Source organism: Paenibacillus sp. JL3B1040, from assembly GCF_057063165.1.
Genome location: NZ_CM169317.1, coordinates 1242720 through 1265882, shown reverse-complemented (window position 1 = coordinate 1265882; position 23163 = coordinate 1242720). Strand labels below are relative to the sequence as shown.

Here is a 23163-nt window from a genome sequence, read left to right as displayed (position 1 = left end):
GCCCTCTACTCGAATTTAAACTTCCGCTCCAGCGTCTTGAACAGCACGGTAAGCACCAGCGTCATCAACAGGTATAAAACGCCCGCAAGCGCGAACGGCAGGATCGTAAAATCCCGGTTGACCGCCGTCTGCGCAAAATGCAGCAGCTCGGGCACGGCTACCGCATAAAGCAGCGCCGTATCCTTGACCAGCGTGATCGACTCGTTCGAGACGGCGGGCAGCGCGATCCGCAACATCTGCGGCAACACGATCCGCGTCGTCGTCTGCCAGCGGCTGAGGCCCAGCACCTTTGCCGCCTCGTATTGGCCTTTATCGATCGCCAGCAGGCCGCCGCGGAAAATCTCGGCGAAATAAGCCGCGTAATTCAGCGTAAACGCCACGCAAGCGGCCACGAACCGGTCCATCACGAGATACTCGCCGATGCCCGGGATCACCGGCAACCCGAAGCAGACGACCAGCATTTGCAGCAGCAGCGGCGTGCCGCGCATAACGTAAATATAAGCGCCGGCAAACCAGGCGACCGGTTTGATGCGGCTGCGCACCATAAACGTAAAGGCAAATCCCAGCGGAATCGACGTCACGATCGCCAGCACAAACAGCAGGATCGTCGTTTTCGTCCCTTCCAGCATCGGCCCCAGGATATTTAACATATACTCCAGACTCATTGTTGTTCTCCTCGTTATAGACTTGTACGACGCCTTGCCGGCCTAGCGGAGGCCAGCAAAAAACCGGATTCCGTAGCAATCCGGTTTGGGCGGGTTCGTTCCTACTTCAGCACCTTGTCTTCGCCGAACCATTCTTGCGAAATTTCGGATGCGGTACCGTCCTGGTTCAGTTCGTCGAGCGCCTGCTGCAGCTTGTTCAACAGCTCCTCGTTGTCCTTCTTCACACCGACACCGTATTCTTCAGGCGCCAGCGATTCGTCCAGGAGCTTAAACGTTCCCTCTTCTTTGGACATATAGTACCGCGCCACGACCTCGTCAATCACGACCGCGTCCAGCCGTTTCGTCTTGAGATCGGTGAGCGCCAGCACGTTGTCCGGAAATTCGGACACCGTTTTAATCTCGCTTTTGATCGGGGCCGCGTTCAGGGCGTCCGCCGCGGATGACAACGACTGCAGCCCTACGGCCTTGCCGGCCAAATCGCTTATTTGGGCGATATCCGAGTCGGCCAGCGTTACCACGACCTGGCTGTTTTTCAAATAAGGCTTCGTAAACAATACTTTTCCTTTGCGTTCCTCCGTAATCGTATAGCCGTTCCAGATCAAGTCGATCCGCCCGCTGTTCAGCTCGGATTCCTTGGCCGACCAGTCAATCGGCTGGAAAGTCGCCTCCATCCCCATCTTCTCCGCCGCCGCTTTGGCATAATCAATGTCGAAGCCGACGATTTCGTTATTCTCGTCGCGGAAGCCCATCGGTGCGAATTTATCGTCGATACCGATCACCAGCTTGCCGTCGTCTTTGCCGGAGCCCGAGCCCGAACACCCCGCCAGCATCGTCAAGGCCAGAGCCATCACGAGGCCCATCAAAACCATCTTTTTGTTCGCTTTCATCTTGTCTCTCTCCCCCTGAAGTTAGCCTCTTTGTGTGCAAGCTTTTTTGTGTGCTTCTGCTTGTGTGCTTCTGCTTGTGTGCTTCAGCTTGTGTAAGCTGCTTGTGAATCTTCCTTTTCGTTGCTACTTTTTCGTTGCTGCCTTTTCGTTGCTTTCTTTGTGCTGCTGCTTCTTGTGCTTGCTTCTACAAGTAGGCTCTTCGCTTTAGTTCGCTAATACGTTATCAGACTATCATGATACCACACTACCAAAGAAGAGTCGATAGGATGCGTAATGTTTGTAAGAATCTCTCGGTTATTGTGACAGAACTTCGAACGATCCAACAACATTAAATGATGACGATCGATCCCTAATTTTCGAGTCTTGTTATTCGGATCGGAACATGCAAGGATAGAAGTAAAAGTAGAGTGTGAGGCGGAAATTGAGCTATCACCAGAACAAAGTGCAACAAGAGGATACATCTTCCATTGAAAACGTTTACTTTAATACTTGAAAAGAGGGATACGTAATGAATCAAGCATCCAATACCGCTGTATCGCCGCGGCGGAGACTTGCCGTCAATCAGCTCGGATACCCGGCCGAGGCCGCCAAAGCCTTTCTTTATATTGGCCAAGGCGGTGAATTCGATGTCGTCGACTCCGTTTCGGGAGATGTGGTTTACCGGGGCGCGACCGGTCCCGCGCATGAGGATGAAGCGGCGGGAACAAGCGTCTGCCGCGGTGATTTCGGCGATTTGAAAACGCCGGGAACCTACCGGGTCTGCCTGAACGGCGAAAGCTCGGCAGCATTTTCGATCGACGGCAATCCCTATTGCGATTTGCAGCAGGGCTTGCTGAAAGCCTTTTATTATTTGCGCTGCGGCATGGAGCTGGAGGAGGCCTTCGCCGGCCCGTGGAAGCATCGCGCCTGCCATACGTCCGAAGGCATCGTCTATGACGATCCTTCCCTCCGTCTGGACGGAAGCGGCGGCTGGCATGACGCCGGTGATTACGGCAAATACACCGGCCCGGGAGCCAAAGCGGTTGCCGATTTACTCTTGGCTTACGAGGGGAACCCGCGGGCGTTCGAGCGGCCGATTCCGCTGCCGGAAAGCGACGGCCGGATGCCGGATGTGCTGCACGAATGCCGCTACGAGCTGGAGTGGCTGTTCAAAATGCAGGACCCCCGGTCGGGAGGCGCCTTCCACAAACTGACAACCAAGCAGTTCCCGGCGCTCGATGTCATGCCGGAGGACGACCGGGCCGACCTGTATTTCCTGCCCGTCTCCGCCACCGCAACCGCCTGTCTGGCCGGTGTGACGGCCATGGCGGCCCGGGTCTACCGGCCATTCGACGATGCCTTTGCCGCCCGTTGCCTAAGCGCGGCCGAACGCGCTTGGGCCTGGCTCGAGCGCACGCCCGCCCATCCGGACGGGCCCGGCTTCAAGAACCCGGCCGATGTCGGCACGGGCGAATACGGCGATGCGAGCGACTTGGACGAACGGTATTGGGCGGCTGCCGAGCTGTACCGCACAACCGGCGAAGCAAAATATCACGAAGCGTTCCGCCGGCTGGCCGCCCTGCCCTTCGCCAAATACGAGCTGGGCTGGACCAACATGAGCGGCTATGGGACGCTCGCTTACCTGCTCGGCGCCGAGTCGGGCGCCGATGCGGACGCCGCTTTGCGCGCCTCGCTCCGGCAAGGACTCCTTGAGGAAGCCGAACGGTTGGCCCGCCGCTGCGCGGAGGACGGCTACCTGACCTCCTTGCGTCCGGAGGATTATATTTGGGGCAGCAACATGGTGCTGATGAACAACGCGATGCTCCTGCTGCTCGCAAGCCGGCTGGGCGGAGGAGAGCGCTACCGGAAGCTGGCGCTGGAGCATATCCACTATCTCCTTGGCCGCAATGTGCTGGACATCAGCTATGTTTCCGGCTACGGCGACCGTCCGGTCAATCGGCTGCACCATCGCCCGTCCGTGGCGGACGGCGTGGAAGCGGCCGTTCCCGGCCTCGTGTCCGGAGGACCCAACCGCAACCTTAATGATGACTATATGATGGAGCATCTGCAGGGCCAGCCGCCGGCCCGGTGCTTCGCCGACCACGAATTAAGCTACGCCGGCAACGAAGTGACGATCTATTGGAACTCCCCGGCCTTGTACGTCGTATCGCAGTTTGTGAAATAACCGACCGCAAAGGACGCCGCAGGAATTACGACCGCGCGCGTCCTTTGTTTGTCCGGCCCGGTCTGTCTCAGTAGCCAAACTTGAACTGAATCTGAATTACCCGAAATCATTTGAATGCCGAAATAGCTGCTCAGATGCAGTTATTTCCTCACATCCTGATCTAAACGGCTAAATAATTGCGTATATACAGTTATTTTCCGCGATTTTGAGAAAAGCGGCTTTTTCCTTGGGAATAACTGCATCCTTGCAGCTATTCCCGGAAAAATCCGAGATTTGGCGAAAATAGCTGCACGCCTGCAATTATTTACGGCTTACACCACCGGCCCCTGTGTCCGCGCTTTCTCCATGAAATCGTGTAAATCTTCAAGCAACGCCAGTGCCAAATGAGTCTGCGATAACGCCAGATAACACCAGAAAACGCCAAGAATATCCCCCGTCGATCACCTTGCGCAAACAAGCCGGCAGCTCTCCCACCCCGCTCATCGCATAAAAAACCGTCCGATACAGCGATCGAACGGTCCACGGTTGTTACTGTATGCGATTCAGAACCTCCGCGCGGACAAAGTCCACGATCGGCGCGACGTCCGGCAAGCTGTGGGGGTGATGGCCGCCCCCCGGCTTGAGGATCGTCGTTACCGCGCCGCCATAGGCTTGGTAGGCGCGCTCCAGGACCGCGCCGTTCTCGCCGAACGGCACGTCGAGGTCGGCGTCGCCAGAGATGAGCAGCACCGGCACGCCGGCACGGGCCGGTGCGGCCAGCCCCGCCAGCAGGCGCTCCGTCACCGCGCCGGCAAGGCGAAGGGCGTCCGCCGGAGAAGACGCGGCCCGGGCGATGCCGTAGGCCGCCAGGCAGTCGCGCCACTCCTCCGGCGCGCCCCGACCCGCACCCTGGCCCCCCGGCCAGCTGCGGATGTCCACCACCGGCGCGTCGAGGTACAACGCCGCGACGCGATCCGGGTACAGCGCGGCGTACCGCAGCGCGTACAGGCCGCCCCGGCTGAAGCCGAACAGCACCGGCTTCGGGGCCAGCCCGTATTTCGCGGCCAGTTCGGCGCGAAACGCCTCCATCTGCCCGGCGGCATACGGGCAGCCGTAGAGGTTGCTCAGCCGGCAATAGGCGAGGTGCCAGCCTTGCTCGAGCAGAGCGAGGTCGGCGTCCGCGAACGCGCCGAAGAACTCGCTCCGCCATACCCACGGCTTGCCGGGCGCGGCCTCCCGCGGAGCGACCAGCACACATTCGCGGCCGCCGAAGTAGAAGTCGGTGCGCGCATATCCCATCCACGCGCCCGCCTCGGCGTTCTCCGCGCCGCCTTCCGCCGCGGCCGCTAGGCCGATCGCCGGCAGCATCTCCTCGGCCCGCCGCAGCGCCTCCGCCAGCGGCGGCGTCTCCAGCTTGTTCGGGTTCGTGTGCCCGACATGCTCCCGCCACGCCGCGTTCAGCACGGCACGGCGCTCGCCGACGAGCCGGATGAACGCGCTGCCGCTGCCTTCAGCCCAAGCCGGCATCCGCTCCAGTTCCAGATGGAAGACGCGGCTCAGGATCGTTCGTGCGATCACCCAATGCCCGTCCTCGTTCGGGTGGATGCCGTCGCCGTAGCGATAGCCAGGGTCGGCTTCGCGGCGTACACGAATCAGCTCACCCAGCGGACCGCGAAGATCCACTACCGTCAGCCCTTCCGCCTCGCCGTATTCGCGCACCCAAGCCCCATAACGTCCCAGGACAGCGTTATAATCGGCGTAAGGCCGCTCGAACGAGTAATCGTCCAGCCCGTCCGGCAGCGCCTCCCCGCCGATCGAAGCGGTGTCGAACGGCGGCGGCGTCATCAGGATCACGCGGGCTCCGCTGCCGCGCACCCGCTCCACGGCCCGGCGCACGCCGTCACGATAAGCTTCAAAGCGGTGCTCCCCAAACGGATGGTAAATGCCGTCGTTCATCCCGTAGCAAATAAACGCCCAATCCGGCCGAACCTCCGCTAAAGCGCGCTCCAGACGCTCGTGCACGCAGGGACGGGGAAACGGATGATCCCGTTCGCTCGTTCCCGCCGCCGTTTCGCTGCTGACTCCCAAATTGATCCACTCCAGTTGGTGCTCCGGCAGATGCCTCAAGAAAAAAGCTTCCAAATTCCGAATATACGTCCCGTTCTCCGTAATGCTGTCGCCAAAAAAAACGATCCGCTTGCGAAGCGGCAACGCGAGTAAGTCAGCGCTTTCAATTTCCGTGGCCATAACGGCCAACCCCTTTCCGGATAAAGTTAAATATGAAACCTGGCCCTGAACTTGCCGGGCGATTCCCCGGTCCAGCGTTTGAATTGCCGGCTGAAATGGGCGATATCCTTGTAGCCCAAGCGCATCGAGACGGCCTCCACCGACAGCTCCGGCTCCATGAGCAGCAGCTTGGCCTTCTTCAGCTTCAGCGCCGATAAATACTGGCGCGGCGACATCCCATAGACGCTGCGGAAGATCCGGTTGCAGGAGGACGCGCTGTAGCCGAGTCCGGCGGTAACCGCCGCGACGGTCTCGCGCGACCGATCCCCGTCGGCTCCGTCCGCAACGTCCCCGCCGGAGCCTCCGCCCCGCCCCGCTGCCGCGCTCCAGGCCTCCGGCTCCTCGACGCTGCGCTCCAGACCGGCGGCGATCTCCGCCGCGATGCGGTTCGTCCGGCTGCCGGGAGCGCCGGATTCTCGCTCCGCCAGCCCTTCGCTCAGCCCGGCGAACAGCTCGAACACGGCGGACAAAGCCCGCATCTTGTCCGCCAGCTTCGCGCCCGCCCCGTCCGAGGTCAGCGAGATCAGCTTGTCCAGGCTTGGCCGAATGATCGCGGCCAGCGGACCGTCCGCGGCGTGCAGGAGATCCTCGCCGCGGCACAGCAGCTCGCGGAGCACGGGCTCGTCGACGTTGAAGTGCAGGCAATAATACGTCATCGGCTCCGTCCCGAGCGCCCGGCTTTCGTGCACGTCCTCGGGGCGCAGCAGCAGGAAGTCGCCGGGGTGCTGCACATACCGCTTGCCCCCCACGATCATCTCCTGGCTGCCCGCCAGCAGCAGGTTCACCTCGAACAGCGGGTGGCTGTGGCGCGGGTACGACCACGCGCTCGTCACCGTCCGCAAATGCGCGGCAAAGAGCTTAAACGTCGAATCCATATCCGGCAGCATATATTCGGTAACCTGATGCTCTCTAGCCACCCTCGTTCCTCCGCTTCCGCGTTTTGGGTCGCCCGCCCCGCCGACTTTGAACGTTTTGGATAAATCGATTGGCGGTTTGGATATGGGCGTTCCCCCAAAGCCTTGTTATAATCAAACTAGCACAACCGCAGCCAATTGAACAGGAGGTAATTAACTTGGGTAAAAATATATTTTTTAACGCGCATCACTCCCCGATGGGGGCTTTCGCCAGCTTTACGCTCGGTTATCCCGGCAAGAGCGGCGGTTTCGACCTTGAGCTGGGCAGCCCGCCGAACCAGAACATCTATATCGGCCTGCAGGACGACGGGCAAGAGCGTTACCGGGCCCTGCCGTTTTACGGCGAAGGCTTGGACGAGCGGGACCGTTATACGACCGAAGAGAGCGGCGACGGGGCCAGCGAGCAGCATTCCGTTCAGAAAAAAGAAAGCGGTCTCATCGTACCGTTCGGCCGCAATGAGATCGTCCGCCGGTTTGGCGCGGCGACCGACGAATGGCAAGCCGGCGATTTGACGTTCCGCCTGATCTCCCCTTTTGAGGGCGTGCCCGACCCGGATACGGCGACGGAGGAGCAGCTGCGTTTCGCGCTCATGCCGGCCGTGCTGGCGGAAATCACGGTTGACAATACCCGGGGAACCTCGACACGCCAAGCCTTCTTCGGCTTGCAGAACGCCGACGCCTTCAGCGCGATCCGCCGCTTGGAGGACGTGACCGACGGCCGGATTTGCGGCCTCGGCCAGGGCCGTCACACGGCGATCGCGGCAAGCGACCCGCGTATCACGAGCGCCGGATTTTTCAAAATGGAGTCGATCCTCCAGCCGAAGGTTCCGGAAAATCTCCGGTTCGGCCTCGGCCCGGTGGGTGCGCTGCTCATGGATACCCCGGCGGGCGAGAAAGCCACCTATCGCTTTGCGCTCTGCTTCTACCGCGCCGGTTATGTCACGACCGGAATGGATGCGTCCTACTACTACACGCGATATTTCGCCAACATCGAGGAAGTGGCCGCCTATGCGCTTCAGCAGTTCGACCGCAAGCTGGAAGTCGCCCGTCAAGCCGACGCGCTCGTTAGCGGAGCCAAGCTGAACGAGGATCAGAAGTTTATGCTCGCGCACGCCATCCGCAGCTATTACGGCTCCACCGAGCTGCTGGAGCATGACGGCAAGCCGCTGTGGATCGTGAACGAAGGCGAATATCGGATGATGAATACGTTCGATCTGACGGTCGACCAGCTGTTTTTTGAGCTAAAAATGAACCCATGGACGGTCAAAAACGAGCTGGACCTGTTCACCCGCCGCTACAGCTATCAAGACACGGTACGGCTTCCCGGGGATAGGACCGAATATCCCGGCGGCATCAGCTTTACGCATGACATGGGCGTGGCCAACTCGTTCTCCCGTCCGGGGTTTTCGGCTTACGAGCTGCATGCGATCGATGACTGCTTCTCCCACATGACACACGAGCAACTCGTCAACTGGGTGCTTAGCGCCGCCGTTTACGTCAATCAGACGAATGACCGCGTTTGGCTGGACCGCAACCTGCCGATCCTCGAGCAATGTCTGGAGAGCATGGTGAACCGCGACCATCCGGAGCCGGCCCAGCGGACCGGCATCATGGGACTGGACAGTTCCCGCACGATGGGCGGTGCCGAAATCACCACCTACGACAGTCTGGATGTTTCGCTGGGGCAAGCGCGGAACAACATTTATTTGGCAGGCAAAAGCTGGGCGGCGTACGTGGCGATGGAGAAGCTGCTGCGCGCGAGCGGCCGCGAGGCGGCGGCCGGACTGGCCGGGCGGCAAGCCGAGCTGTGCGCGGCAACGATCACCGCGCATCTGCTGCCGGGCGGCTACATTCCGGCGGTCATTCAGGAGAACAACGACTCCAAGATCATCCCGGCCATCGAAGGACTCGTCTTCCCGCTGTACACCGGCTGCGAAGAAGCGCTGGACCGGAACGGCCGGTTCAGCGAATATATCCGGGCTTTGGCTACGCACCTGGATACGGTGCTGCAGCCCGGCGTCTGCCTGTTCGAAGACGGCGGTTGGAAGCTGTCCTCGACGAGCAACAACTCCTGGCTCAGCAAAATCTATCTGTGCCAATTTATCGCCCGCCGGATCCTCGGTCTCGCCTGGGACGAACAAGGGCAAGCGGCCGATGCGGCCCATGTCGCCTGGCTGACTTCCGAGAAGAACGCCTACTGGAGTTGGAGCGATCAGATGATGGCCGGCGTCATCTGCGGCAGCCGTTATTATCCGCGCGGCGTGACGGCGATTTTGTGGCTGGACGAGAACTAAGCCGAAACGGCGAAAGGGGTTGCCCTAAAGGTCGTCAATTCAATGCTCGGCTTTATTCTTAAGACGGTGGGATGGTGGGATGGTGAGGTTAGGGGAACAGACCCCTGGACCCCTGCCGCCGGACTTTTGTACGAAATATCGTACAGAAGCAAAAAAGCACTGGCGTCCCGCCACAGCCACTTCCTGCAAGCACCAAAAAGTTGGACGGAAAAGATACCTTTTTCGTCCAACTTTGATGTTCAGCTGCGGGCCGCCCGGTTGCGACCGGCATGCTTCGCTTGATACAGGGCTTCGTCGCTGGCTTTGAACAGCTCCGGCAGCGGGGAGTCGTCTCCCGCGGAGACGGTCACGACGCCGATGCTGATCGTGTACTCGGGACGCCACGTATCTTCCCGGCTCTCGAGCACGGACGCGCGCAGCGATTCGGCAAACCGGTCCGAAGCCGGCTCGTCCGCCCCCGGAAGGAAGATGGCGAACTCATCCCCGCCGTACCGGCCGAACAAATCCCCCGGCTTCAGCCGCGGCCGGACCTTCCCGGCGAATTCCCGCAGCAGTTCGTCTCCGACATGATGCCCGAACGAGTCGTTAATCGTCTTAAAATGATCGACATCGATCAGGATAAACGAAGCGGGGATCGCTTCCTTCCGACAGCGGCGCAGCGCCTCCCGCGTTTGATGCATGAACGCCCGGCGGTTCAGCGCGCCGGTCATATCGTCATAGCTGGCCAATCTCAGCAATTCCCGGTCGGTCCCTTCCTTGGACAGCAGAAAAAAGCCCATGTTTCCCAGCATCATGATCGCGTACAAGGCCAGGAAGGATAAGGTCCGATAGATGCCGGGAGCCAGCATGTCCACCGGCACGGAGGTAAATAAAGCCAGCGGCGTGCGAACGACCAAGGCGGCCGCTATGGTCAAATACATGTAGCCTAACAGCAGCGACAGCGGGGACTTGGACGGCGAAGCCGCCAGCCGGACGGCGGGTACGGAGAGCATCACCGCGATCGCAAGGGATACGACGGCGATGCGAAGCGGGGCGGTATTATGCAGGATCACAACCAGCAAATAAGCGGCCATGCCAATTGCCGTCCAACCGGCGTAAAACCGCCTCGCTCCGGCGCCGAATCCGCCAGCCACCCGCAGCAAAGCCGCGGTTTCCAGCGCGACGCCCAGCAGGAAAACCAGATTGGCGGCAACGATGGCCGCCATGCTCGGAACTTGTCCCGAAACGACAAATAACCCCCAGGTTATGGCCTGGAGCCATTTGGCCGCATAAAACAGGTCGATCGCCGACTCCTTCGAGCCGCGGAACTTGTATGCGCTAAAGAGGATGACGGCAAGGAGATGGCCCAGCATGAGCAAAACGAATACCGTCTTCATATCCAAATTCAGATCCATCATGAACGATCCACCGTCTCCATCCGCCCTACGATAATTCATCGTTTATCATTCTTTTTATCATACAACAAATTTCGCCAAAAGAGGGATGCGGGATGAAAAAAAGCGAGCTTGTCCAACCCATGGAACGGGAGGAAAAGCTCGCTTTATCATGATCGGATGAATCGATTAGGAATTGCCGTCCCCCTGGCGGGAGATCAGGAACAACGTCCCCCAGATCAGCACGAATCCGCACGCCTGAGCGACCGTGATCACTTGCTGGAAGGCGATCCAGTTGACCAGGACGCCAACCATCGGAAAACTCAACTCCGCCAGTGTGGCAACCGACGCTTTGGTCGTCGTGAGCCCCTTGTAATAGACAAGCAGGCTGAGCAGCCCCGGCAGCAACGCTTGTCCCAGCATATTGAGGGAAAGCGCGGCGATTTGCGTGGTGCCGGCCGGCAGATGCCAAGCGGCCCCTTCGTTCCAAGTGATGGCAAGCAGCAGCGGCAGCGCCAATAGAAACCGCAGCGACGTTACCGTTTCGTATTTCATATGTCCGACCATCATCCGGCCCATGACCGTGGATCCGCCCCACAGCGCGGCGGCGCCCAACGACAGCAGGCTGCCGATCTGCACGAAATCGCTCCAATGTCCGATCGGCATCGTAAATCCGAAGGTCAGCAAATACGTGCCGAACAGCGCAATGATCAACAACCCGAAGAAGTGCCGAGGCAGCTTCTCCTTGAGCAGCAATCCGGCCAGCAGGATCGCAAACAGCGGCTGCATTTTTTGCAGCAGCAGGACGGCGTTCAGGTTCCCGCTGGTCAGCGCCATGGTAAACAGAATCGTGGCGATGGCCGAACCGCCCCAGGAAATAAAAAGCAGCGCGCCCCCTTGCCGCCAGCCGAGCCCTTTGAGCTCGGTGCGGTTTCTCCATAAGACCGGAACGGCAAAGAGCGCAATGATCAGATGCTCGATGAGTACGATTTGCGCCGACGTGAGCGATTTCAGCAGGATGACCCGAAATAACGGATCGACGCCCCACAGTGCCGCGCCCAGCACAACAAGCCAAAAACCGCTTCGCGAGTTGCGCGCCTTCGCCGCTTCAAACGAACGTTGGGCCGTGCCTGCCGAGCCCGCAAGCGCCCCGGCGGCCGCTCCGGCCCGCATCCGGATGCGGTTGTCTGCATTTGCATTTTTCATGGTAATATCCCCTTCTTGAGTACGGGGTCTAAGCAGAAAACCCCCGCAGAACCTTCGTAAAGGTTTGCGGGGGCTGACCAAATAAGCCTGGCAGGAACCGTACCGGTCCCAAAATCAAACTCAGCTTCATTGATCTTCTCCCATCCGGACTTTACCGTCGGCCTTGGAATCGCACCAAGTCAGTCGCGTACGGCCGCTAAAGGCCGCAGGCGAGTCGCGGGCTGCGGTTTCCCTCAATGAGAAACCCTCACCGCCGGTCGGGAATTTCACCCTCCCCCGAAGATCCCTATTCATTTAAATTTTGATTGCTTAAGTTGTTTCTATCATAACCTAAGACTTTGGGTAGCTCTGTTACAAAAATCACATACTCTTCTCGCGTCCGAACCTTCCAATTCTATCCCCGTTTGACCACGTCGAAATTGCTTTCGAGCAGCAGCCAATTTTGCGGAAAACTCAAGCCCAGCTTCCAATAGCTCATCCCGCGCAGCCCCAGCTCCTTGATCAGATTAAACTTGGCTTGAATCGAGCGGGCGTCCTCGAACCATACTTCATGCTCCCGTCCTTCTTCATCCCAATAGTGAAAAAACGGAGCTTGATCCCGGTCGCTGTATTGGATAGCGACGCCGTACCGCGCGGCGATTTGAATCGCCTGCTGCGGACTGACCGCCCGCGCAACGCTTCCCTGTACGAACGGCAGCGTCCAGTCGTAGCCGTACAGGTTTTGCCCCATCATGATTTTGGAGCCGGGCATTTCCGTCAAGGCGTATTCGAGTACCTCCCGGACCGGGCCAATGGGCGACACCGCCTGGGCCGGACCTCCGCTGTAGCCCCACTCATAGGTCATGATCACGACGAAGTCGGCGATTTCCCCGTGCGCCCGGTAATCATGGGCTTCGTACCACAAGCCTTGCTGACCGGCGCTTGTCTTGGGCGCCAGGGCGGTGGACATCAGCCAGCCCTGCTGCGCAAAACGCGCTTTGGCTTTACGCAAGAAGGCGTTGTAGGCCTCCCGGTCGGCCGGCCGCAAGAATTCGAAATCAAAGTGGATGTCCCGAAACCCGTATTGGTTTGCCGTCGTGACAATGTTGTCCAAGAAACGGTCCTGCACCGGCATCTCGTTCAGCAGAATCCGGCCAAGCTCATCGCTGAACTGATCGTTCTCCTGATTCGTGATCACCATCATCAGCACTACCCGATTCGCCCGGGCAATTTCCGGAAACTCGTTCAGCGGCGGCTCCCGGAGCGAGCCGTCCCGCTGCGCCTGAAAGCTGAACGGGGCCAGGTACGTCAAGTGCCGCGCCGCTTCGCGCGCGCTTTCCTCCAGCGCCGGAGCAACCGTTCCGCCGCGCGGTTCGACATAGGCGTTAAATTCGGCGCTTCTTCGCGGCCGCGGCGGGATATACAGCCGGAAGCCAATCGACAGGGGATGATCCACGGCAATGGCGTTGACGCGGGCCAGCTCCTGATAACTTAAGCCGAAACGCTGCGCGATCGACCACAGGCTATCCCCGGGACGAACCCAGTAATAGCTGCCGACGATCGGAATGACCAAGGTTTGTCCAACCACAAGCCGCTCCGGATTCGGCAGTTCATTGGCTTCGGCGATATCTTCATAAGGCACGCCATAAGCTTCCGCGATGCTATACGTCGTTTGGCCCGGCTGGACGACATGAATCTGCATTTACTCCCCTCCTTCATATGGATCATGCTATCTACATCCTATGAAGGAGCTGGTTTGGCCTATTCCGGCAGTAAAGCCTACGTCAGAATGCCGGTAGGGCAATCTCGTCGTAATTCTCCTCGAGGAACCGCTTGACTTCCGGACTGGAAATCGCCTTCGCCAGCTTCTGAATCGCTTCCGAATCCCGGTTGTCCTGACGCGCCACCAAGGTGATCGCGAAGGCCGATTCGAGCGTTTCCGTCAGCAAGGCGTCCTTCTTCGGCGTAAGTCCCAGCGGGCTGGCATAAGCCGGAGTCATCAGCACCAAATCGGCATCGTCCAGCATCCGGGCCAGCATGAGCAGATCGACTTCCTCGAATTTGTAGTTGTGGCTGTTTTCCACAATATCGGCCAAAGTCGCGTTGATGCCCACGCCCTCCTTCAGCTTGATCACGCCGGCTTTATCCAGCATGTCGAGGGAACGGCCTCCGTTGGACGCATCGTTGGCGATCACGATCGTCGCCCCGTCCGGAAGTTCCTCCATGGATTTGTAACGTTTGGAGTATGCGCCGTAAACGGCGTGATAAACCGGTTGAACCGGGACAAGGTTGGCATTTTTGTTCTTATTATACTCTTCCATCCAAGGCACGTGCTGGAAGAAGTTCGCGTCCACTTCCTTGTTCGCCAGCGCATCGTTCGGCTGCACGTTGTCGGACAGCACGACGACTTCCAGATCGATGCCTTCCTCCTTAAGCTGCGGCTTAATCAACTCCAGGATGTCCGTCATCGGCGGAATCAAAGAAGCGACCTTCAACGTGGTCGTTTCCGTCGTTTCGGCCTCTGCCGCCGGCGGTGCCGCCACGCCCGTCTCCGCATTCCCGGCATTTGCAGCGTTTGACGTGTTGCCGTTGTTTCCGCAAGCGCTCAGCACCAGCATCAGCAGCGCCAGCGCCATCATCCATTTTCCTGTCTTCATCATGGTTTCTCCCTCCGAATATTAGCGTTTATCCAGCCAGCGGGACAACGCATTCCCTATAAATTGAATTCCTTGCACCAGAACAATCATCAGCAGGATCACGACGGCCATCAACTCGGTTTCGAACCGCTGATAACCGTAGCGGATGGCGAAATCGCCAACCCCGCCGCCGCCGACCACGCCCATCACCGTCGAGTAGGAAATGAAGCTGATGGTCGAGGAGGTCAGCCCCAGCACCAAGCCGGAGCGGGCTTCCACGTACAAAAACTTCGTGATGATCTGAAGCGTAGACGCCCCCATGGACCGCGCCGATTCGATCACGCCGCGCGGCACCTCCAGCAGCGATTGCTCGACGAACCGCGCATAAATGGCGGTCGCGACGACCGCCAGCGGCACGGAGGCGGCCAAAGTCCCGATCGCCGTGCCGACGATAAGGCGGGTCAGCGGAATCATGAACACCACCAGCAGCAGGAACGGGAACGAGCGGACGACATTCACCACACCGTTCAGCAGGCCGTACCCCAGGCGGTGTTCGTACAGCTGGCCTTTGCCGGTCAGATACAGGGCCGTTCCCGCCGGCAAACCGAGCAGGACGGCAGCGATCAGCGCAATTCCGACCATGAGGAACGTCTCGCCGATCGCTTCGCCGATCTGGCTGCGATACTGGACGAAACCGTCCCACATCAAAGTTATATCCAGCACCCTTACACCTCCGTCACGCCAAGCAGTTGCTCCCGATAGGAAGCGCTATAGCTCGTCATTCCGGAGGTTCCGGCCGCCGCTTCCTTTCGCTCAAGCGTCAACGAATCGGTCAGCCGACCGTCTTCCAGCACCGAAACCCCTTGGCAGATGCTGCGCACCACATCCATTTCATGCGTGACGATGACGACCGTCACGCCAAGCGTCCGATGGATATGCAGCAGCACTTCGAGAATCTCCGCGGTCGTCTTCGGGTCCAGCGAGGAGGTCGGCTCATCGCAGAGCAGAATGTCCGGCCGGTTCGCCAGCGCCCGCGCGATGGCCACCCGCTGCTTCTGCCCGCCGCTGAGGGAGGCCGGGTATTGGCCGGCCTTGTCTTCCAGGCCGACAAAACGCAGGCATTCCCGGACGCGGTCGGCCCGCTCCCTCCTTCGCAAGCCCGCAAGCTCCAGCGGCACCGACACATTGCCGCTGACCGTGCGGTTATTCAACAGGTGGAACTGTTGAAAAATCATCCCGATCGACCGCCGTACCTCGCGCCGCGCGCTCTCGGGGAGGGCCGTAAGCTCCCGGCCAAGTACGGTTACCTTCCCGCGTTCCGGCAGCTCCAGGGCGTTCATCATTCGCAGCAGCGTCGATTTTCCTGCCCCGCTGGGGCCGATGATGCCGTGGATCGTGCCTCGCGGAATCCGCAGGGACACGTCGCGCACCGCCTCAAACCGTCCGTTCCGCAGGTTGTAGGTCTTGCTGACATGCTCCAAAGTGATGATAAGCGCTCCCCCTCTCCGCTTCCGCTGTATCACTTATTTATATAATCTGTTACATTGTTGTTTCACCTGTAAATTATAGACTAAGTATTCATCTGTGTCACTAAATTTAGTTCATTATTACAAGAGTCAATCGAAAACGAAAGAAAAAACGCCTTGCGGCGTCCTCGTCGATGCAAACTTCTACTGTGCCATAGATGTCTCTCATGCCGCCTTTGCACAATTATCCCTTTCATTCAGGGAGGCCAGGGGCTAAGGGCCCGGGGCCCGGAATGAAGCGAGCACTTATCCAGTTCTCGGCGATCTGATCAAAGGGGATTATCCTGCAAAGCGACCGGCCAAACCTCCTGCAGAACGGAGCGGAACAGCTCATCCGACTGATCCGCAAAAAGGCCCGGCTTAAGAGAAACATCCCCTAGCCGAGCCTTTTTGTGCATAATGGATGAAGATTTACTGCGCTTTGGCCGCAATCGAGAATACGACCGTTTTGGCTTTGTTATCAACGAGTACGCTCACGGAAAAATCCCCGACGTTGGCCTGCTTGTCGGCCAGTGGCCGGCCGGCTTCCACCTCGGCGCAAATCGCATCAAACCAGCGGCGGAACGCGATGGCGTCATAGCTGAACAGCTGATTGGCGAACAGCTCGATCGATTCCTTGTTCCGGGCCAACGTTCCTTCCCGGAGCCGAACGGTAATGCCGTACGTGTTGTACGTCGGGTCGAGCCAGATCGCCGCTTCCTCCGTTGCCTCTCCGCCATTGGAGCTCGTTCCCCCTGCCGCCGTAGCCTGCTGCACCGCCGCCTTCTCCTTTTCGTCCTTGAATAGGCGCAGCGTCGTATCGAACAAATCGTAATTGGTGCCGCGCAGTTGGCCGGCCTTCCGCAAGATATCGTAGGCATCCCACATCCGTTTGTCGGGAAAAGCGACGATTCTCTGCCCTCCGGCGGCGGTCGGCACAAGCCGCTGCAGCTTGCCTTCCTCCGGCTGAATCGGAATCCGCTTGGATTTGTCGGTCAGACGGTTCAGAATCACGAGCGCTTCGGCCCGCGATACGGTCCGTCCGACACCGAAGTTTCCGTCCGGATACCCTTGCATGATCCCCTTGATCAGCGATTCGGCGATGAACTTCTGCTGCCGGTCGCTCGCGCTGGTCAAATCCCCGTAGGATGCGGCCACCTTGCGGCTAAACTGCTCATCCTCCAGATACTCGGTCTCCTGCAGCGTGTAATAGAGTACCTCCGCTACATTTTCCCGGGTCATTCCCGTTTGAAAATCGCTGTAACGGTTTTTGTTCAAAAAATTCAGATCGCTCGCCACATCGATATAAGGCTTAGCCCAATATCCCGTCATGGCCGGCTTGAAGTCGAAGTAACGGTAATCCTGCTTCAGGATCGTCCGGTTCTCTTCGCTCAGCGATTCGAGAAAGGACGCTTGCCAAGTGCGCTCCAGATTCGGATGCTGCTCGCTGTAGGAGAGGATCAGCATCTTGATGAACTGGTCCACCTGTACCGGTTCGTTGGGCCGGAACGTCCCGTCCGGGTATCCGTTCAAGATTCCCTGCGCGACCATCGATTCGATTTCCTCTAATGCCCAATGCCCGCGAATATCTTTAAAAACGCCGGAATCCGCGGACACGACCGCTGCCTCGGCGATGGACGGACCCACGGGGAAATTCGCCGGCCCGTATCCTCCGGCCAAGCCCACGAAGCCAGCCAGCAAGCAAAACGCTGCCGCTTGGCGCCATCTCCGTTTGAAGATACGCTGCCAATTCGTTCTGATCATAACGATTGCCTCCCAAATCTTGACGCATATGCGATAAGTCCAGCACGCGCAAATACGCTGCCACTACTCAGAAAACCATAATTCGGAACGAATGTGAATAGGCCGAAGGGCAGCCGGAATTCCGGCATAACCGACGCGGATTCGCCTGCGCTAAACGAACCAGAAAAAGCCCAAGGGCAGTGCCCTGGGCCTGGTTGAATTAAAGGTTCCCGTTACTCCGAAATGGTACTTTCATCCTTCGGGCCGGATTTATCGTATGCCTGCAGGATCGAATCCAGCAAGCCGGGAAAACGGGATTCCAAATCTTCCTCCCTTACCGACATAAATCGCTGCGTGCCTTGGATGCGGGTAAACACGACGCCGGCCTCCCGCAGCGTCCGGATATGATGGGATAACGTCGATTTGGCGATCGGCACCTCGAAGTAATTGCAAGGCCGTTCGCCGATTCGGCGCATTTCTGCCACGACGCTGAGCCGGATCGGGTCACTTAAAGCGTATAACACGGAAGACAACTGAATGTCATCCCGTTCGGGATGATGTAGGACTTTCATCAGGTAAAACTCCTTTATCTCCATAATTCGTGATGAATGAATCATTCCCTATTTACATCATAAGCCATGTCATGCTATATTTCAATAGTTCGATAATATTCGAACTTTAGAACAAAGAAAGAGTGGGTGAAAAACCATGCAAAAGATCTCCGCCGAATTCGAAAATACCACAGTGGCGACTCCCTCACCTTCCTTAAACAACGAAGGTTTGCTGACGACGTTGCTCGCGTTTGCCGTGGTGTTGGTTATCATGAACACGGCCATGTTTAACTTGGCGCTGCCGGACGTCACCGAAACCTTCCACTTGTCGGCTACCGTCACTTCCCTGATCGTTACGGGATATTCGATCATGTTTGCCATCTCGTCGATCACGTTCAGCCGTCTTTCCGACTTCCTGCCGATCCGGCGCCTGCTGGCGATTGGACTGACGACGCTGGGGATTGCCGCTATCGCCGGGTTGTTCAGCCCAAGCTTCTGGATACTGCTCGCCGTTCGCGTTGTTCAGGCATCCGGGGCAGGAGCTGTCGTCTCGCTGTCGCTGGTAACCTTATCCCGCTACGTTCCCATCGAGCGGCGCGGGAAAGCGATGGCCTTGATCATGTCGGCCGTATCGCTGGGTCTCGGTCTTGGCCCCGTTGCCGGCGGCTCGATCGTAGAATATTTGGGCTGGAGGTACCTGTTCGTCATCACGGCGCTCACGCTGCTGTTAGTACCGCTGTTTCTTCGGAATATCCCGCGGGAACAACCGGTTCGGGGAGCGTTCGATACCCCGGGCGCGATTTTCGTGGCCGTCGGCACAACCGGTTTGCTGTTGTTTCTGACGGAGCATTCCTGGACGGCGCTGGCGTTCGGTGCCGCAGCGCTGGCGCTATTCGTCTGGCGTATCCGCACCGCCTCCAACCCGTTCGTCTCGCCCGCGTTGTTTAGCAACGGGTCGTACCTCGCCTTGTCGATCGTCGGCATCGCAGCGTATTTGTGCAGCTTCGCCACCTTATTTTTGCTGCCGCAAATTTTGGTTCATCGCTTTGGGTTAACCGCCAGCCATGCCGGGCTGATCATCTTCCCGGGCTCGATGCTGGCGATGGTCGCCTCCCGCAGGGTCGGCTCCGTCATCGATCGCCACGGCAACGGCGCAATCCTGCGGTATGCTCCGCTGCTCGTGCTCAGCTCCATGGTTCTGTTTGCCCTGTTCAGCGGGCAATCGTGGCTGGCCATCCTGTTCATCTATATGCTGATCAGCTTAGGGTTCACAATGCTTTCCAGCAGCGTATCCAACGAAATTTCCCGTATTCTGCCGGCATCGCAGGTAGGCTCGGGGATGGGGCTGTATCAGTTGCTGCAGTTTTTCAGCGGCGCCTTCAGCGTAGCCATGGCCTCCAGCGCCATGGAATGGCAGCACGGTCTTTCGCTGTCCGCCGCCTACTCCAACATTTTCTGGGGTCTCATGGTGATGGCGCTGCTCGCCCTTGGCTCGTCGTTTGTTTATTTGCGTAGCATCGCCGTAAAAGGAAGATCGCAGCCGGACACCTCTTTTGAAGTGTAACCCGGCGGTTGATATAGCGAAAACCCCTGGGGCTGCAAACGGAACAAATGCTTTCCGCAGCCCCCAGGGGTATTGCTGTTGTTCCAGGCCATCCTGGACTTATTCGGCTTCCCTTAACCTTTCCACGATCGACATCCGGGACAGCCTGCGGTATGAAGCCAAGGTCACGATCAAAGCGATCGCCACGAGCAGCGGCACCACGCCGGCCAGCGGCAACAGGTCCATGCGGAATTCCGTAAACGCCATATGGTCCGCTACCCCCTTCGCCACCAGATACGTTAAACTCAGACCTGCCGTCCCCGCGATCGCGATCGTCAGCAGCACGCTGTAGAGGCCTTCCGCCACCAGCATGGTTTTCAATTGCTTTCGGGTCATGCCGACGCTCTCCAATATGGCGAATTCGTTCCGGCGGGATAACATTCCGGTGATCGCCGTGTTGATATAGTTCAAAATCCCGATTAAGGCGACGATAAAACACAAGCTGTAGCCGATCGTTTGGAAAATCCGGATAAAGCTTTGCATTTCCTGTTTGTACTCCTCCCGCGATTTCAAAGATCAAGGTTGGATGGGGCGCCGCCGCCGCTTTTACCGCCGCCTCCACTTCACCGAGCTTGGCCGGATCGACGTGCAGGGTCGCGGACAAAATGACCGGGGCCTTTACCGCCTTTATGAACTCCTCCGCCGGCCAAAATACTTTAAACCCGCCCATGTTATAAAACTGGGTTCCCGCCGCATACAGCGCATCCGTGTCCAATACCGCCATCACTTCGTAACTTTTCTTCATGCCGTCCAGTTGAATCACGTCTCCCGGCTGATAATAAGACGCATACCGGTCCGAACCGAGCAACGCTTCCGTAATGAGCACGTAATTCCCGGAGGCGAACTTGTCCCGGTCAAATGTCCCGGCGACGATCTCGTTTTTATCGATCACATCGTACCACCCGAGGTCCAGGCCATGTAGCTGTAGCGAAACGGCCCCATTGCCGAGAAGGGTGGTGAAGTCGGGCCTACTCGGATCTTCCGTCGCCGCCAGAGGTTCAAGCCTGCGTCGGATCGGTTCATCAATTTTTAACGAATAACCTTTATAGTACACTTTATCCAAGCCGGTGATCCCGTCGATATGCTTAAACGAATCTGCAACCTCCGGGGTCAGTGCGGCGGCCTCCGGCTCGGGAACGCCGATCCGGCTGCCGACATCCTCTTTAACCACAAAGTCTCCCGAAATAAAGCTGTTCAAGTACTTATTTACGCTAAACGAAGAAATGACCGTATAAATGATGCTGAACAAAATGATGCTAAGCGACAAGGAAGCCAGCATGAGCCATAGCTTCTTTTTGCTGCGGAACAGATTGCCGAGCGCCATTCGGGACAGCTTGGCCCCGCGCGCCGAGCGTTTGATTGTCCGCCCGGTGCTCCCGCCGCCGATCCCGGAGAACTTCACCGCCTCGACCGGCGCGATTCGTGCCGCGGTGCGCCCCGGTTTGCTGGCGGCGATCCGCACCGTCAAATAGGCGAATACGGCGGCTCCGACAAAAATCAGCGGGTTGGCCGAATAAGCGGTCTCCGTCTCGTTGGATAAGCTCAACATCAGCGGCATCAGCCACACGCCCACTCCGTAGCCCAAAGCCAGCCCGATCGGCAAAGCTATCAAATACAAGCGGTTCGCCTGAACGGAAATGATCCGTCGCAGTTGGCGCGGCGTCGTCCCAATCGTTTTCAGCAGACCGTAAAACTTGATGTCCCGCACGACGGAGATGTGAAAAATATTGTAGATCAGCAGATAACCGCTCAGCATGATAATCAGCAGCAAAACGAGAAACGGAATCGCGTTCGCCGGATCTTCCTGAAGGGCGACGCTGCTGTAGGACCAGTTTACGCCGTAGGGGACGTCGAGTCCGGTGTCGGACAGCACCTTTTTCAGCTTCTTTTCAATGCCGATAGAATCCGCGAACATGACGTCCAACCGGATCGTATTGACGTAACTGCCGCTTAACCTGGTCTGCTCGGGGTCGATCTGCGAAATGTTCCGTTCCACAAAAGCCTCCGATACGAACGCCAGCCCGGCCATCGCTAGATTCCGGTCAGCGGGGAAAAAACCCGACAACACGAACTCCTTGGTAACCGCCTTCCCGTCGATATCCATATCGAGTATTACCTTGGCGCCCACTTCGTGGGGCACGCCAAGCAGATCCAGCACCCAAGCGTTCATGGCGATCCCGTTCTCTTCCGTCGGCAGGCCGCCTTCCGTAAACCGGATAAAACTGTGCTTAGCCATGTTCTCGTCAATATGGTTGATCTCCAGCTTGGTGCCGTGGAACACATCGCTCGTCGCCCACCCGACCATCACGGCTTCGCCGTACTCCTTAATCGACGGATGCTGCTGAAGCCGGTCGACCTCTTCCGGCGCCAAATATTTGAAACTGCCGTGAAAATCTCCCCCGGCAGTTTTCATTTTGGTCAACTGCATCGATTCGTTGAGGCTAAAAGCCATCGTAAACACCGAAGTGAGCAGCAGCGTCGTAAGCACGATGGCGCTGACGATGATCGCGTTGCGCGGCAGATTGGCCTTCAGGCTTCGGCTAGCCAACTGTGCGACCGCCTTGCGGTTATTCGTGGACGGCATCCGTTCCCGCCTCCCTCCCGGCGCGACCGGAACGGCCGACGATCCGGCCGTCCTCGATGCGGACGATCCGGTCCGCGGTGAGCGCGATCTCTTCGTTGTGCGTAATCATCACGATCGTTTGATGGAACCGTTCGCTCATCTGCTTCAGCAGCACCATCACTTCCTGGCTCGTTTTGCTGTCCAGGTTCCCCGTCGGCTCGTCCGCCAGCACGATCGAAGGCTTCGTCGCCAGCGCTCTCGCGATCGCCACGCGCTGCTGCTGTCCGCCGGACAAATTCGCCGGCAGGTTGTGCACCTTGTCGGCCAGCCCGAGCGCGCGGATTACCTGGTCCACGTGCTCCTTATCGACGCGGGCTCCGTCCAATTCGATCGGCAGCACGATATTTTCGTACACGTTCAAGATCGGAATCAGATTATAGCTCTGGAATACGAAGCCGACCGAACGTCGCCGAAAGATCGTCAATTTCTCGTCGTTCATCGCAAAAATATCGTTGCCGTCCACGTGCACCTTGCCTTCCGTAGCGCGGTCCAGTCCGCCCAGCAGATGGAGAAGCGTGCTTTTTCCGCTGCCGCTCGTGCCGACGATCGCGACGAATTCGCCTTTCTCCACGCTTAGCGTGATCCCGTCAAGCGCCTTGGTGGCGGTATTTCCTTGGCCATAGTATTTCTTTAACCCCTCGATTTGCAGGATCGGCATGTCGTAACCCTCCCAATAAAAAATCCTGTACTTTGATCGTACAGGACTTAATGTAACAGACCAATCTTTCGATCGGATGTCCGGAAAATTACAGCCT

General features: G+C 58.4%; 17 protein-coding genes, 1 pseudogene and 1 riboswitch. Of the genes and pseudogenes, 3 read left to right on the top strand and 15 right to left on the bottom strand.

What is annotated here, in order from left to right:
* Positions 1-5: 5 nt before the first annotated feature.
* On the bottom strand, positions 6-665 hold the full coding sequence (locus ACZF99_RS05475) for an amino acid ABC transporter permease (protein WP_483609728.1): 660 nt from the start codon (positions 663-665) through the stop codon (positions 6-8).
* Positions 666-766: 101 nt separating this feature from the next.
* The gene (locus ACZF99_RS05470) at positions 767-1552 is read right to left on the bottom strand and encodes an amino acid ABC transporter substrate-binding protein (protein WP_483609726.1); all 786 of its coding nucleotides are present in this window, start codon (positions 1550-1552) and stop codon (positions 767-769) included.
* A 508-nt stretch (positions 1553-2060) separates the two neighbouring features.
* Here ACZF99_RS05470 and ACZF99_RS05465 point away from each other — a divergent pair.
* The gene (locus ACZF99_RS05465) at positions 2061-3716 is read left to right on the top strand and encodes a glycoside hydrolase family 9 protein (RefSeq protein ID WP_483609724.1); all 1656 of its coding nucleotides are present in this window, start codon (positions 2061-2063) and stop codon (positions 3714-3716) included.
* 528 nt (positions 3717-4244) lie between these two features.
* Here the strand turns inward: ACZF99_RS05465 and ACZF99_RS05460 are convergent.
* Complete coding sequence (locus tag ACZF99_RS05460; RefSeq protein WP_483612557.1) at positions 4245-5942, bottom strand: alpha/beta fold hydrolase; 1698 nt, start codon at positions 5940-5942, stop codon at positions 4245-4247.
* Positions 5943-5968: 26 nt separating this feature from the next.
* Positions 5969-6898, bottom strand: coding sequence for an AraC family transcriptional regulator (locus ACZF99_RS05455; protein ID WP_483609722.1), 930 nt, complete (start codon positions 6896-6898; stop codon positions 5969-5971).
* A gap of 155 nt (positions 6899-7053) precedes the next feature.
* On the opposite strand from ACZF99_RS05455, the gene ACZF99_RS05450 reads away from it, so the two are divergent.
* Complete coding sequence (locus ACZF99_RS05450) at positions 7054-9189, top strand: glycoside hydrolase family 52 protein (protein ID WP_483609721.1); 2136 nt, start codon at positions 7054-7056, stop codon at positions 9187-9189.
* A gap of 239 nt (positions 9190-9428) precedes the next feature.
* Here the strand turns inward: ACZF99_RS05450 and ACZF99_RS05445 are convergent, their stop codons facing one another.
* The 8 genes from ACZF99_RS05445 to ACZF99_RS05410 form a co-directional block, all read right to left on the bottom strand.
* The gene (locus ACZF99_RS05445) at positions 9429-10625 is read right to left on the bottom strand and encodes a GGDEF domain-containing protein (protein ID WP_483609719.1); all 1197 of its coding nucleotides are present in this window, start codon (positions 10623-10625) and stop codon (positions 9429-9431) included.
* 126 nt (positions 10626-10751) lie between these two features.
* Positions 10752-11768, bottom strand: a complete 1017-nt coding sequence (locus ACZF99_RS05440; protein ID WP_483609717.1) for a DMT family transporter — start codon at positions 11766-11768, stop codon at positions 10752-10754.
* Between the two features lie 128 nt (positions 11769-11896).
* Positions 11897-12056: riboswitch (FMN riboswitch) on the bottom strand.
* A gap of 106 nt (positions 12057-12162) precedes the next feature.
* A complete protein-coding gene (locus ACZF99_RS05435; protein WP_483609715.1) occupies positions 12163-13449 on the bottom strand; it encodes a glycoside hydrolase family 18 protein in 1287 nt (428 codons plus the stop codon).
* An 82-nt stretch (positions 13450-13531) separates the two neighbouring features.
* Positions 13532-14404: a MetQ/NlpA family ABC transporter substrate-binding protein gene (locus tag ACZF99_RS05430; RefSeq protein WP_483612555.1), complete on the bottom strand. Its 873-nt coding sequence runs from the start codon at positions 14402-14404 to the stop codon at positions 13532-13534.
* Positions 14405-14425: 21 nt separating this feature from the next.
* On the bottom strand, positions 14426-15088 hold the full coding sequence (locus ACZF99_RS05425; RefSeq protein WP_483612554.1) for a methionine ABC transporter permease: 663 nt from the start codon (positions 15086-15088) through the stop codon (positions 14426-14428).
* Between the two features lie 20 nt (positions 15089-15108).
* Positions 15109-15873: a methionine ABC transporter ATP-binding protein gene (locus ACZF99_RS05420; protein WP_483612552.1), complete on the bottom strand. Its 765-nt coding sequence runs from the start codon at positions 15871-15873 to the stop codon at positions 15109-15111.
* Between the two features lie 447 nt (positions 15874-16320).
* A complete protein-coding gene (locus ACZF99_RS05415; protein WP_483609713.1) occupies positions 16321-17652 on the bottom strand; it encodes an S-layer homology domain-containing protein in 1332 nt (443 codons plus the stop codon).
* Between the two features lie 212 nt (positions 17653-17864).
* Positions 17865-18203, bottom strand: coding sequence for an ArsR/SmtB family transcription factor (locus ACZF99_RS05410; protein ID WP_483609711.1), 339 nt, complete (start codon positions 18201-18203; stop codon positions 17865-17867).
* Positions 18204-18339: 136 nt separating this feature from the next.
* Between ACZF99_RS05410 and ACZF99_RS05405 the strand changes: the two genes are divergently transcribed.
* Positions 18340-19746, top strand: coding sequence for an MFS transporter (locus ACZF99_RS05405; protein WP_483609709.1), 1407 nt, complete (start codon positions 18340-18342; stop codon positions 19744-19746).
* 99 nt (positions 19747-19845) lie between these two features.
* Here ACZF99_RS05405 and ACZF99_RS05400 read toward each other — a convergent pair whose 3' ends face one another.
* The 3 genes and pseudogenes from ACZF99_RS05400 to ACZF99_RS05390 all read right to left on the bottom strand — a co-directional run bounded on the left by ACZF99_RS05400 (position 19846) and on the right by ACZF99_RS05390 (position 23066).
* Positions 19846-20166 (bottom strand): FtsX-like permease family protein, encoded by a 321-nt coding sequence (locus tag ACZF99_RS05400; RefSeq protein WP_483612551.1) that lies wholly within the window; start codon positions 20164-20166, stop codon positions 19846-19848.
* Positions 20167-21304: 1138 nt separating this feature from the next.
* A pseudogene (locus ACZF99_RS05395) lies at positions 21305-21541 on the bottom strand (FtsX-like permease family protein); the annotation flags it as partial.
* Positions 21542-22352: 811 nt separating this feature from the next.
* Positions 22353-23066 carry an ABC transporter ATP-binding protein gene (locus ACZF99_RS05390; protein WP_483609707.1) on the bottom strand — a complete coding sequence of 238 codons (714 nt, stop codon included), beginning with the start codon at positions 23064-23066 and terminating at the stop codon, positions 22353-22355.
* Positions 23067-23163: the final 97 nt, after the last annotated feature.